Raw genomic sequence first — 12,099 nt, 5'->3', positions numbered from 1 at the left:
GATACCCTTCCTACCTGCAACTCCAAGTGGTTTGGGTATATCGCATTTCTCAACTCATTCATTTCTCAGGTCGTTGAGCGTTCAATAAGGGCTGAAATTCAGCCCTTAAGTTTATTTGTGCTTCGCCAACTGCGGCAATTGTAAGTAGCAAGGCTATCGTTACCAATCCACCCCTTTAAGGGCTTTCACTCCCGCTTCAAAGGCGTGCTTAATATTTTTTACTTCCGAGACGGTATCCGCCAGCTCAATTAAACTGCGGTGTGCGCCGCGTCCAGTGATGATCACCGATTGCATACTAGGGCGTTGCTCTAGCGCTTGCAGCACTTCATCCAGCTCGATATAGCTGTAGTTCACCATATAAGTCAGTTCATCCAACAGCACAACATCAAGTGTTGGATCTTGTAGCATCCGTTTACAGTGTTGCCATACTTGCTGTGCTGCTGCGCTATCACTGGCGCGATTTTGAGTATCCCAAGTAAAGCCAGTTGCCATCACTTGGAATTCGACGCCCAGCTTTTCTAATAGATTACGCTCGCCATTGTCCCAAGTGCCTTTAATAAATTGCGCGACGGCACAGTGCTTACCGTGACCGACGGCGCGGGCAATGGTGCCAAATCCGGAGGTTGATTTGCCCTTACCATTACCCGTGATGATCAGCAATAAGCCTTTTTCTTGCTGAGCGGCAGCAATTTTGGCATCGACTTGCTGTTTAACTTTCTGTTGGCGGGCTTGGTGGCGCTGGTGTTTGATGTCATCACTCGACATACACAATCCTTTTTCCATTTGGGAGCGGTGTTTATCATAGCCCAATTGATTGCTGGCCAACAAAATAATCAGGCCAGCATACAGCGCTGGCCTTGGTTATCATTGCTCAAGCAAGGGGGAATATTAGAAGCGGTAGTTTGCCTGCACACCAATTAGCCAGACATTGCCAGAGATACCACCAGAAAACTTACCACCCAGTAGTTGTGCATCATTATCTGAGTCATAGCCACGAGATTCAGTGATCTGAGCATTTTTAGCAAAAATATAGGTGAAACCAGTATCAACACTGAGTTGTTTTGACACATCGTAAGTTGCACCTAGACTTAACCAAGTGCGGTCTGTTTCAGGAATCGTGATAGTACGATTTTTATCACTGACGGCTGAAATATCGTAGGCAATACCTGTTCTAAGCGCTAGTTTAGGCTGAATTTGGTAGGTCGCACCAAGCGCAAAGCGATAATTATCTTTCCAGTTTTCGTCTTTTACCTTAGAACTGTCGTTGTGGTCTAAGTTAGCATAAAGCTCTTTAAAGCTACTCCACTCAGTCCAGTTGATGCTGGTATGCAGCGCAAAATGTTCACTGAGTTGGTGATGGCTAGCGATTTCTGCTGTAGCTGGCAGGTCCAGGTTCATGCTGCCAGAGTCATAAAATTTTGTAGTATCACCTTTAATTTCATTAAATCCAAAGCCTTCTGCATGACCTGCAAGTTTTAGTGAAACCTTTGATTTGTAGGTAAAGCCTAAACGATGAAAATCATTGATTTGCCATACTGAACCGATTTGCCAGCCCCACGCGGTATCTTCACCTTCCATATATTTTAGGGTTGTACCTTGCGCAACCCCAAACAGATTGTCGGTGGGGGCGGTGGCACCAAAATGCCCTTCACCGATCACATAGCGCACGCCTGCCCCGATGCTGAGCTGTGGCTGAATTTGGTAGGCGATATTTAAGTTTAACTCTTTGCTGATCACGCTGGCTTGGTTACCAAAGTGAGCGGCGGCAAATTCAGTACCCAGATCGGTTTCCATACCGTAGTTGGTGCCGAGTGCCAAACCTACCGCGAATTGCTCATTCAACTGATGCGACAAATAGAAATTAGGGATCACCGCATCATGGGCAAAGTCGGTTGCACTGGCATTAGTTGACCCGAATAGTCGATGGCTTACCGTGCCATTCACATCAATATTGGGATTGACGTAAATCGCTCCGCTTGAAATTTGTGTGCCGCTTAGGTAAGTCAGCAGCGCCGGGTTACGCCATTGTGCGCTGGCATTATCCGCGATTGCCGCTTCACCGGCGTAAGCGCGGCCTAATCCAGTTGCGGAATACTCTGCCAGCTGAAAGCCTGCTGCTTGGGTGAACGTTGCCACACTGCTCAGGCTTAATGCAACCGCGCAGGCAAGGAAAGTTTTATTGGTGTACATAGGAATTGTTCACTGAAATTCGCCAAATTAAGTCGGCAAAGTCTACGGTTAGAGTGATTGCTTTAAAACTTCAAATCAGAATAAGCGGTGTATTCAAAACTTTAAACTAAAAAATCTGAAATATATGGATGATATAACTGGAGGCGCGCCTGTGTGGCTTAAGCTTTCGGCGTACAAATGTAGGTTTATTGCGGGGTTTGATCGCACGCTTGTGCGCTGATATTGGGCGATTGATGGGTAACAAAATCAATAAAGGGGCTGAATTTCAGCCCCTTAACCATAAGTTCTGGTTTAATGGTAGATTAGAAACTACGGCTATATTGTAAGCCAAGCATAATCGCGTCCGCGTGCGTTGTGGCTGTGATCGAAGACAAACCTAAATCTTCCGACACTTTTACATCATCACCCATTAGGTAGGTAAAGCCAAAATCAATATTCGATTGCTGGTCAATATGGTAAGTGAAACCAGCTGAGAGCCATTGGCGATCCGAATCAGGGACCGAAATCGAGGTGAGCTTATCTTGCGCACTGGTGTCATACATATAGCCAGCACGCAGGGTCCAATCGCGGTTTAGATAATAAGTCCCACCAATCGAGTAGTGCCAGCCATCTTGCCACTCGTATGGTTTTGAATAAATACCATCTTTAGCTAATCCAGCTGCAATTGGAGATTTAGTTGGGCTTAGGTTTTCAAAATCGATTTTATCAAATGAGCTCCAACCGATGTATTGGATAGAGTAGTGAACCGCAAATTTGGTGTCTTCAATTTTATGGTAGCCAGAGAATTCAAAAATATCCGGCAGCGGTAGCGTGATCTGCTGGCCAGCGTCATCTTTGGCTTTAAATTTAGGGCTGTAGTGGTAAGCGGCGCCAAAGCGGTTATTGCTATCCAATTCGTAGACTGCACCTAAGTTAAACCCAAGTGCCCAACCATCGGCTTTATCAACATTGAGTAGGGTTTTTCCACCAAAGCTAGCTCCACCGATGCGCTTCATGGTGCCTTGCCCATAAATCAGATCTAAGCCTGCGCCTAAACTGAGCTGCTGATTGACGCGATAGGAGCCCGCAACGCCAAAGTTGACGCTCATCACATCGGTGAGGCCGCCATATTCAGAGGCAACGTAGTCATCGGCAAACTCGGTTTTGGTGCCAAAGTTAGTGTAGGCATTAAAACCGACCGCAAACTGATCATCAATTGGTACAATCAGATGGATATTAGGTGCAATCGAAGTGCCCCCTGCATCATCAAAATTGGCATCTTGTGCTGCTGATAATCCTAATTTGCAACCGAATCCACAGTATTTTGCATCTTTGACATCAATCATGGTGGTGATGGTTTCAAAACCCAGTGACAGCGAGGTTTTATCAAACAGTGCCATCGCGGCTGGGTTACGCGCCATCACGGAAGCGTTATCGGCAATTACTGCATCACCCGCGAAAGCACGGCCAAGACCGGTGGCTGATTGTGCGTTGAGCTGGAAACCTGCGGCAAAAGCTTGTTGGGTGGCGAGCGTTACCGTTACGGCAAGCAGGGATTTTTTAAACAGACGCATAGTGTTCATTTCGGCTTTTCCTTTTTTGTTTCGCCTCTAATGGGCGTTTTTGAGCATTGGCTGATGACAGCTATGGCTCAGTGGTGGCTGATCCTAGTCGCTAGTATAAAAAATACAAATCCGACCATTGACTAATTATGCGATAAATTTGTTGAAATAGTAGCGATTGGGCGGTAATTGATGTGAAAGTGGTAAAAGTTAGAGTTTTCACTCTATTAGTTTTATTCAAGGGAGTGAGGTGTTGTGTACTTGGTATGCAAAATTCGGATAACAAAGTGGCGTGATCGGTGCCAATATGCCGACTTATTGCCCTCGCAGATCGTACCTTGTGGCGCCAGATCGGGTATAAATCACCTTAAAATTGATCTAATTCAAAAAATCTTGCCCTGAAGTGGTTATAGTAACCCTCGTCATCTTGTTAGTCATTGCGACTAACTTTGTTGAGCAAAGATGATACTTCCTTTTGAAGGCTGACTTTACTTTCTCCTAATCAGGAAACTGATTTTTCAATTGGCGCAAGTTAATTGCTTTACCCATTCCAACCACACAGTTTTGTGTGGTTTTTTTTTTGCTGCAACAAAATCCTAGCAACCCTCTTCACTGAACCTTTTGGGTTATAAAGTCGGTTTAAAAGTTTGTTTAAATCACGCTTATTTACACAACGAGTGTTCACTGTTTAACATCTTTATTACAATGTGTTTAATCCGACTTCTTATCTGAAGGACATCTGATGAGCACACAGCAAGTCAAAACCCGTAGTGGAGAGCGAATCGCGATAGTCGCGGGGCTACGCACTCCTTTTACGCGGCAAAGCTCCGAGTTTAGCCAATTAGCCGCGGTTGATCTGGGCAAAATGGTGGTCCAAGAGCTGATCGCGCGCACTATGCTTGATCCTAAATTGATTGAACAAGTGGTGTTTGGTCAGGTGGTACAGATGCCTGAAGCGCCCAATATTGCGCGCGAGATTGTGCTCGGTACGGGCATGTCGATCCACACCGATGCGTACAGTGTCACTCGCGCTTGTGCAACCGGTTTTCAAGCGGTGGTCAATGTGGCAGAAAGCATTATGGCCGGCACTATCGATATTGGTATTGCCGGTGGCGCGGATTCTTGCTCTGTGCTGCCGATTGGGGTATCCAAGCCGATGGCTGCTGCGCTATTAGCTTTGAGTAAAGCCAAAACCCTACGCCAAAAAGTCATGGCACTGCGCGGCCTCACTTGGCGTGATGCACTGCCGGTTCCCCCTGCGGTGGCAGAATATTCTACCGGTTTGAGCATGGGGCAAACCGCAGAACAAATGGCCAAAAGTTACCGTATTTCCCGAGCTGAACAAGATGCGTTAGCGCACCGTTCGCATAGCCTGGCGGCGCAAGCGTGGCGTGAAGGTAAGCTACGCGCTGAAGTGATGACCGCTTTTCCTGAGCCGTACCAACAGTGGCTAGATACTGATACCAATATTCGTTTTGATTCAAGCTTAGATAGCTATGCAAAGCTGCGCCCAGTGTTTGATCGCCAATATGGCTCAGTGACGGCAGCCAACTCTACCCCATTAACCGACGGTGCGGCAGCAGTGATGCTGATGCGTGAAGGTCGGGCCAAAGAGCTGGGTCTTGATATCATGGGTTATATCCGCGCTTACGCATTCAGTGCCAGTGGTGTTGCGCAAGATATGCTGATGGGGCCTGCTTATGCCACACCGCTGGCTCTGGATCGCGCAGGGATCACGTTACGTGATTTAACCCTGATTGATATGCACGAAGCATTCGCGGCGCAGACGCTAGTCAATCTGCAAATGTTTGCCAGTGATAAGTTTGCGCAGCAGCAGCTTGGGCGATCACAGGCGATCGGTGAAGTCGAGATGAGTCAATTTAATGTCTTGGGCGGCTCACTGGCTTATGGTCACCCATTTGCGGCGACGGGTACCCGGATGATCACTCAAACTCTACGCGAATTAAAACGCCGTGGCGGTGGTTTAGGGTTAAATACCGCTTGTGCTGCCGGAGGTTTAGGTGCGGCAATGATTCTGGAGGTGGAATAATGAAACCGAAGCAAGCCTTTCAGCTTTCGATCGATGCGCAGCATTATGCTTGGTTAGCGATTGATGTGCCAGATGAAAAAATCAACACCTTGCAAGCGGCGTTTGTCGAAGAGATGCAAGCGGTATTTGCGGCACTGCAACAACACACTGCGCCGATCAAAGGGCTGATCATTCACTCGTTAAAACCTGATAATTTCATGGCCGGCGCAGATATTCGCATGCTGCAGGCTTGCCAATCGGCGCAGCAAGCACAGGAGCTAGCGTTACAAGGGCAGCAAATCTTTCAGCAACTGGCCGATTTACCGTTTCCGGTGGTGGCGGCGATTCATGGCCCGTGCCTAGGTGGTGGTTTGGAATTAGCCTTAGCGTGTGATTATCGAGTATGTAGTGAGGAGCCAATCTCTCAGCTTGGTTTGCCTGAAGTGAGGCTAGGGCTGCTACCCGGCTCTGGCGGCACACAACGTCTGCCACGTTTGATTGGCTTATTACCCGCACTGGATCTGATTTTGACCGGTAAGTCACTGCGTGCTCGGTCAGCGAAAAAACTCGGCTTAGTGGATGCGTGTGTCCCGCATTCGGTATTGCTTGAGGTTGCTGTGCGCCTATTAGAGCAGAACCAGCATCATAAGCGTACATCGCGCCGATTATCGCTCCAGCAGACTATGCTCGCTAAAACTGGCTTAGGGCGCAAACTGGTGTTTGAGCAAGCGCGCCGTAAAACCGCGCTCAAAACGCGTGGTAATTATCCGGCGATACCAGCGATCTTAGCGGTGATCGAGTTTGGACTGGAACACGGCATGTCAGCTGGTTTAGCCGCCGAAGCCAAGCGTTTTGGTGAGTTGGTGATGAGTCCGCAATCAAAAGCGCTGCGCTCGATTTTTTTAGCCACCAGTGAGATGAAGAAAGAGTTTGGTGTTTGCGCCGAGCCAGCGGTGGTTGGTGCGGTGGGGGTACTAGGTGGCGGTTTGATGGGGGCTGGGATCAGTCATGTCACACTTGCGAAAGCTAAGCTGCCAGTGCGGATTAAAGATGTGACCAATGATGGAGTATTGCATGCGCTGCGTTACAACTATCAATTATTTGATAAACAAAAACAGCGTAACCGATTAAGTCAGGCACAGTTACAAGCACAGATGGCACAGTTGACGGGCGGAACCGACTGGGTCGGTTTTGAGCGTTGTGATGTGGTGATTGAAGCTGTGTTTGAAGATCTTAAACTCAAACAGCAGATGGTGGCAGAGATTGAGGCCCATGCTAAACCAACCACTATTTTTGCCACCAACACCTCATCATTGCCGATTGAGCAAATTGCCAGCCAAGCTGCGCGCCCAGAGCAGATTGTCGGTTTGCATTATTTCAGTCCGGTGGAAAAAATGCCGCTGGTGGAGGTGATCCCACATCGGCATACCTCACCACAAACCATTGCGACTGTGGTTGATTTTGCGCGTAAACAGGGGAAAACCCCGATTGTGGTTCAAGACCGTGCCGGTTTTTACGTCAACCGAATTCTAGCGCCTTATCTCAATGAAGCGGCGCAAATTTTGTTGACTGGTGAGCCGATTGACAAGATTGATCGTGCGCTGCTCGATTTTGGTTTTCCGGTGGGGCCGCTCGCATTAATTGATGAAGTGGGGATCGATATTGGCGCGAAAATCATGCCGATCCTCGTCAGTGAGTTGGGGCCACGCTTTCAAGGGCCTGAGGTGTTTACTGCACTGCTCAACCAGCAACGTAAGGGCCGTAAAAGCGGCAAAGGTTTCTATCTTTATTCAGGCGCTAATAAAAAACGGGTCGATAAAACGGTCTATCGACTGCTGAAATTACGCCCTGAATCGAAACTGAATGATAAAGCGCTGGCGATGCGCTGTGTGCTGCCAATGCTTAACGAGGCGGTACGTTGTTTGGATGAGGGCATTATTCGTAACCCACGTGATGGTGATATCGGAGCGATTTTTGGGATCGGTTTTCCGCCATTCTTAGGTGGCCCATTTCGCTATCTCGACACACTCGGTTTAGCCCAAGTCGTCGAAATGATGAATCAACATACTGAACAATACGGTGAAAGATTTGCCCCCTGCGATGGTTTGTTGACCAGAGCGGGCTTAGGCGAAACATTCTATCCACTATGCTAGGACCGACCCAAACATTAAGCTGTCACAAGGAATCGAATATGCAAGCACTCGACTTATTGCTCAACCGTCGCTCAATCGCTAAGTTGGAGGCTCCTGCGCCACAACAGCAAGCATTAGACAATATTTTACACGCGGGCTTGCGTGCGCCAGATCATGGAGGATTAACGCCATGGCGCTTTGTGATCGCGCAGGGGGAGGGGTTGGCAAAATTGGCGGCAATTTTAGAGCAAGCCGAGATCGCTAACGGCAGTGATCAAACCTTGATCAATAAAGCTCAACAAGCCCCGTTTCGGGCACCGATGGTGATCACCGTGATTGCCAATGTTACCCACAGTGACAAAGTGCCCGCTTTTGAGCAGCATTTATCGGCGGGCTGCGCAGTACACGCAATGCAAATGGCCGCGGTGGCACAAGGCTTCCAAGGGATTTGGCGCTCAGGCCATTGGATGTTCCATCCGGTAGTGCGCCGTGCATTTAATGTACAAGGTGAGGATCAGATCGTGGGCTTTTTGTATCTTGGTACCCCGGCCACCACGGCTGGGAAAGTGCCAGAGCGTCGCTTAGCTCAGTTTGTCGAGTACCTATAATTTGCGATGCGATCGACGAGATGAAAATGTCGCTGAGAGAAAAAGGGCGGAAACGCCCTTTCTATGTGACGGATTAATCGAGTCTCACTCACTGCAAGTGGTAATTAATCACAAAATCAATCAACAGTCGCACTTTCTCCGGCTGGTGATCTTTGTGGTTATACAACATATAAATATCGCGTGGGTTGGCACTCCAATCGGTCAACACTTGCACTAAGCTACCGTCATCTAAAAATTCATGCAGCATCACATCTGGCATTAGCGTGATCCCTAAACCTTCAGAACATGCACTGCGTACCACATTCAGCGTGCTCGCTTGAAAGCGGCCATGATCCGCATTGACGATGGTTTCACCTTGACTATTGGTCAGTTGCCACTTGAGTAACGGATAACCTTTCAGCAGTTGATGGTGATGTAACTCTTCGGCATGGATCGGTTGTGGATGGTTGGCCAAGTAAGCTGGACTGGCGACCAAAATATCTTTAACCGTACCAATTTTGCGGGCAATCAGACTGGAATCACGTTGTGGGCCAACCCGAAAAATGACATCCCATTCAGTGGGATCGAGTTCATCCGCTTGGTGATCCATCATCAATTCAATATCAATTTCAGGATAGCGTGCCATAAAGGCATTGAAGACCGGCATCATCATCCGTTTCGTGATATTGGTCGGTGCGGAAATTCGAATGCGTCCTGCGGCACCGCGGCAATCATCGGTGATCTCTTCAGCCATTGAGGCTAGGCGGGCAAGTAGCGGTGAGCATTCGTTATAAAATCGCTCACCCGCTTCAGTCAGGGTTAGCTTACGCGCATGACGATTGAGCAACCTAAGATTCAGTGACTCCTCTAACGCTTGAATACGCCGAGTAATGGTGGCGACGGGGATCATGGTTTTCTTAAAGGTTGAGGTGTAACTGCCATGTTCAACCACCAGCCGAAACAGGTTTAGGTCATCTAGTTTCATCGTTTTTGACACATTATGTTGCAATACTGAGTAATCTATACATATATAAGCGGTGAAATTTTGCGTCATGTCAACTTGTGTGCTGATTTGCAAAACCCATACATCTAGTGATAGAAAAAATTTTAGTCCCCACGGTTTGTGCAAAGCGGGTTTCGGGGCTATTTTTAAATTAATCAATAATTGCTGTTGTTAGTCATAAATTAGCGATAATTTGTGCCATCCGTTTTAGTATGAGGCCGAAGTCTATGCATCCATCTCACTTCTCAGAGAGTTGTGGAGAAGAGAATCTAATTAGCACAGAAAAACTGATTTTACTGGTCGATGATGATGCGATTTTTCGCTGCATGATCAAAAATTTTCTTGAGCATCAAGGTTATCAAGTGCTAGAGGCGGAAAATGGTTTAGAGGGTTTACGCCAGTTGCGTGAGAATCGACCAGATTTGGTACTGTGCGATCTCTCGATGCCGATCCTCAATGGTATGGAGTTTGTCGAAGAGGTTAGCCTTATCTATCCGTCACTGCCTTTAATTGTGGTTTCCGCGACCGAAGAGATATCGGATGTGGCTAAGGCGCTGCGTATTGGGATCAAAGATTTTTTAGCCAAGCCGATTATTGACTACCATAAATTGAGCCGTTCAATTGAGCATGTCTTGGCCAGCAGTAGTCAAGAATGTGACTATGCCAGTTGGTTTGCGGTTGATGATCAAGCCGGTCTCAATGAGCAAAAAGAGCTGCATTGGCATTTGCAATATTTGCAGCAAGATCCCGCGGCGGCGAAACAGTTGCTGGCGGCATTACTGCCAGCAACTGATGGTCAACACGGAGCTTGGAAATTCAGCTATCGCTTATTGCAGTCAACCGAATCCATGCCGCTCGTGTTTGATTATGCTCGGCTTAATAATGGTCAGTTTGCCTTTTATGCGGTTGATGCTGCGAGTAATCAGCAGTGGGGATCGGCTTCCACTTTGCTGCTTTATGTACTATTTCATAACTATATACGCAATTTAGGTAATGCTCGGCTTGAGCTCAAAGATCTGGCTGAAATTGTCGAGCGAGGACTCGGCTGTGCCGAGTGTGTCGGACCAGTGGCGGCACTGTTTGGTGTAGCGGATTTAACCGAGGGTAAACTCTCGCTGTTGCCCGCTGGATTGGATTGCCAGTGGTCAAATGGTTTGTTACCACAGCCTATTCATGGCGGGATTACGCTGGGTGAGAACTGTTTGCGTAACTTTATTACCAAAGATTTGCCCATCGGCTCGGCGGGTCAAATCATGGCCAATAAACCGAGCGCTTATCGCTTGAGCTTGGATTTGCAGCGGGGTTGACTAGGTTCGTTCACCCCAATTACATCGTTTGTCTATGCCCATAGGGACTCACTCACTTGCCGCCTGCCTGCAACGCCAAGTGGTTTGGGTATATTATTTTTTCGGTGTTATGGCTGTATTATTGATCCCAATTTTGCCCGCAATCTTGATTTGGATTCGGATCGTCAATGGTTACGCGAGTTGTTAATGTATTTATCTTTACAACGCTGGTTATTTGCGGTGATTGGAATAACCAGTTTATCTCTTGGCGTCGTCGGCCTCTTTGTTCCGGTATTACCAACCACGCCATTTATTCTGCTCGCCAGCGCTTGTTTTTTACGCAGTCATCCTCGCATACATGATTGGTTGCTGCGGCATCCTAGCTTTGGGCCGCTGATCCAACATTGGCAGCAATATGGTGCGGTCAGTCACACGACCAAAAAGCGCGCAATATTTTTTATGCTACTGAGTTTTGCTTGGTCGATTTGGGTGGTGCCTTGGTGGTGGCTTAAAGTCGCACTGTTGATTGGGCTTGTGCTTTTGATCACTTGGTTTATTCGCCTACCGACTTATGAGCTGGTTGCTAAGCAACAAGAAAATCACTAGCATTAGCGAGAAGTGTGCCCACTGTTCGAGTGGGCTTTGTTTTTTCTGTGCTGTATCGCCCTGATTACGCTAAGTAAAAGGGACCCAACGGCACTGAAATTGTTTTGTTCTCACTTATTTGTTGATCATTTAGGTGACCAAGCCACTAAAGCTAAAAGTAATTATGACAACTGAAACTCTTGCACTGATCAAATCCAGCATTAAAAGTATTCCAGACTATCCAAAACCAGGCATTTTATTTCGTGATGTCACGAGCCTGCTGGAAGATGCCACCGCTTATCAAGCCACCATTCAACTGTTGGTCGATAAATACCAAGCGATGGGTTTCACCAAGGTCGTGGGCACCGAAGCGCGTGGTTTTCTGTTTGGCGCACCGTTAGCATTAGAGCTGGGCGTTGGCTTTGTTCCAGTGCGCAAACCGGGTAAATTGCCGCGCGCGACCATTGCTCAATCTTATGATTTGGAATATGGCACTGATACGCTAGAAATTCATGTCGATGCGATTGAAGCGGGCGACAAAGTGTTAGTGGTTGATGATCTGCTTGCCACTGGCGGAACCATTGAAGCGACCACCAAACTGATCCGTCAATTAGGCGGTGAAGTGCAACACGCGGCTTTCGTTATCAACCTACCAGAAATTGGTGGTGATAAGCGTCTTGAAGGGTTAGGCTTGCAGGTTTACAGCATCTGTGAATTTGAAGGTCACTAACCGACAACGGATATTG

At 47.7% G+C, this 12,099-nt stretch carries 10 protein-coding genes; 6 read left to right on the top strand and 4 right to left on the bottom strand.

Annotated features, from left to right (window positions below):
• Positions 1 to 159: 159 nt before the first annotated feature.
• The 3 genes from cobO to OOK74_RS07615 all read right to left on the bottom strand — a co-directional run bounded on the left by cobO (position 160) and on the right by OOK74_RS07615 (position 3,752).
• Positions 160 to 765 carry a cob(I)yrinic acid a,c-diamide adenosyltransferase gene (gene cobO / locus OOK74_RS07625; protein ID WP_278182524.1) on the bottom strand — a complete coding sequence of 202 codons (606 nt, stop codon included), beginning with the start codon at positions 763 to 765 and terminating at the stop codon, positions 160 to 162.
• A 123-nt stretch (positions 766 to 888) separates the two neighbouring features.
• Entirely contained in the window at positions 889 to 2,190 is a 1,302-nt protein-coding gene (locus OOK74_RS07620; protein ID WP_278182523.1) for an outer membrane protein transport protein, read from the bottom strand.
• A gap of 302 nt (positions 2,191 to 2,492) precedes the next feature.
• On the bottom strand, positions 2,493 to 3,752 hold the full coding sequence (locus OOK74_RS07615) for an outer membrane protein transport protein (RefSeq protein WP_278182522.1): 1,260 nt from the start codon (positions 3,750 to 3,752) through the stop codon (positions 2,493 to 2,495).
• Between the two features lie 721 nt (positions 3,753 to 4,473).
• Here OOK74_RS07615 and fadI point away from each other — a divergent pair.
• Genes fadI through OOK74_RS07600 form a run of 3 tightly spaced genes read left to right on the top strand, consistent with a single transcriptional unit; the run spans position 4,474 to position 8,500 of the window.
• Entirely contained in the window at positions 4,474 to 5,781 is a 1,308-nt protein-coding gene (gene fadI, locus OOK74_RS07610; RefSeq protein ID WP_278182521.1) for an acetyl-CoA C-acyltransferase FadI, read from the top strand.
• Entirely contained in the window at positions 5,781 to 7,913 is a 2,133-nt protein-coding gene (fadJ, locus tag OOK74_RS07605; RefSeq protein ID WP_278182520.1) for a fatty acid oxidation complex subunit alpha FadJ, read from the top strand. The genes fadI and fadJ overlap by 1 nt, the downstream gene beginning before the upstream one ends.
• A gap of 38 nt (positions 7,914 to 7,951) precedes the next feature.
• The gene (locus OOK74_RS07600; protein WP_274721286.1) at positions 7,952 to 8,500 is read left to right on the top strand and encodes an NAD(P)H nitroreductase; all 549 of its coding nucleotides are present in this window, start codon (positions 7,952 to 7,954) and stop codon (positions 8,498 to 8,500) included.
• Positions 8,501 to 8,588: 88 nt separating this feature from the next.
• On the opposite strand, the gene OOK74_RS07595 is transcribed toward OOK74_RS07600, so the two are convergent.
• Positions 8,589 to 9,464, bottom strand: a complete 876-nt coding sequence (locus tag OOK74_RS07595) for a LysR family transcriptional regulator (RefSeq protein ID WP_278182519.1) — start codon at positions 9,462 to 9,464, stop codon at positions 8,589 to 8,591.
• Between the two features lie 245 nt (positions 9,465 to 9,709).
• Between OOK74_RS07595 and OOK74_RS07590 the strand changes: the two genes are divergently transcribed.
• The 3 genes from OOK74_RS07590 (at position 9,710) to apt (ending at position 12,083) form a co-directional block, all read left to right on the top strand.
• Positions 9,710 to 10,789: a response regulator gene (locus OOK74_RS07590; RefSeq protein WP_278182518.1), complete on the top strand. Its 1,080-nt coding sequence runs from the start codon at positions 9,710 to 9,712 to the stop codon at positions 10,787 to 10,789.
• A gap of 186 nt (positions 10,790 to 10,975) precedes the next feature.
• Positions 10,976 to 11,374 (top strand): YbaN family protein, encoded by a 399-nt coding sequence (locus OOK74_RS07585; protein WP_278182517.1) that lies wholly within the window; start codon positions 10,976 to 10,978, stop codon positions 11,372 to 11,374.
• A 163-nt stretch (positions 11,375 to 11,537) separates the two neighbouring features.
• Positions 11,538 to 12,083 carry an adenine phosphoribosyltransferase gene (apt, locus tag OOK74_RS07580; protein WP_274721290.1) on the top strand — a complete coding sequence of 182 codons (546 nt, stop codon included), beginning with the start codon at positions 11,538 to 11,540 and terminating at the stop codon, positions 12,081 to 12,083.
• The last annotated feature ends 16 nt before the right edge of the window (positions 12,084 to 12,099 follow it).

It is taken from the genome of Vibrio misgurnus (genome assembly GCF_029635775.1).
In the GTDB taxonomy this organism is placed as follows: Bacteria; Pseudomonadota; Gammaproteobacteria; order Enterobacterales; family Vibrionaceae; genus Vibrio; species Vibrio chanodichtyis.
Note: the sequence above shows the minus strand (reverse complement) of the source record. Positions and strands in the feature narration are given on the sequence as shown.

Bases quoted from the DNA above. Each gene is read 5' to 3' on its own strand.
- fadJ (WP_278182520.1), top strand. From the start codon at position 5,781: ATGAAACCGAAGCAAGCCTTTCAGCTTTCGATCGATGCGCAGCATTAT.
- OOK74_RS07620 (WP_278182523.1), bottom strand. From the start codon at position 2,190: ATGTACACCAATAAAACTTTCCTTGCCTGCGCGGTTGCATTAAGCCTG.
- fadI (WP_278182521.1), top strand. From the start codon at position 4,474: ATGAGCACACAGCAAGTCAAAACCCGTAGTGGAGAGCGAATCGCGATA.
- cobO (WP_278182524.1), bottom strand. From the start codon at position 765: ATGTCGAGTGATGACATCAAACACCAGCGCCACCAAGCCCGCCAACAG.
- apt (WP_274721290.1), top strand. From the start codon at position 11,538: ATGACAACTGAAACTCTTGCACTGATCAAATCCAGCATTAAAAGTATT.
- OOK74_RS07590 (WP_278182518.1), top strand. From the start codon at position 9,710: ATGCATCCATCTCACTTCTCAGAGAGTTGTGGAGAAGAGAATCTAATT.
- OOK74_RS07600 (WP_274721286.1), top strand. From the start codon at position 7,952: ATGCAAGCACTCGACTTATTGCTCAACCGTCGCTCAATCGCTAAGTTG.
- OOK74_RS07595 (WP_278182519.1), bottom strand. From the start codon at position 9,464: ATGAAACTAGATGACCTAAACCTGTTTCGGCTGGTGGTTGAACATGGC.
- OOK74_RS07615 (WP_278182522.1), bottom strand. From the start codon at position 3,752: ATGAACACTATGCGTCTGTTTAAAAAATCCCTGCTTGCCGTAACGGTA.
- OOK74_RS07585 (WP_278182517.1), top strand. From the start codon at position 10,976: ATGTATTTATCTTTACAACGCTGGTTATTTGCGGTGATTGGAATAACC.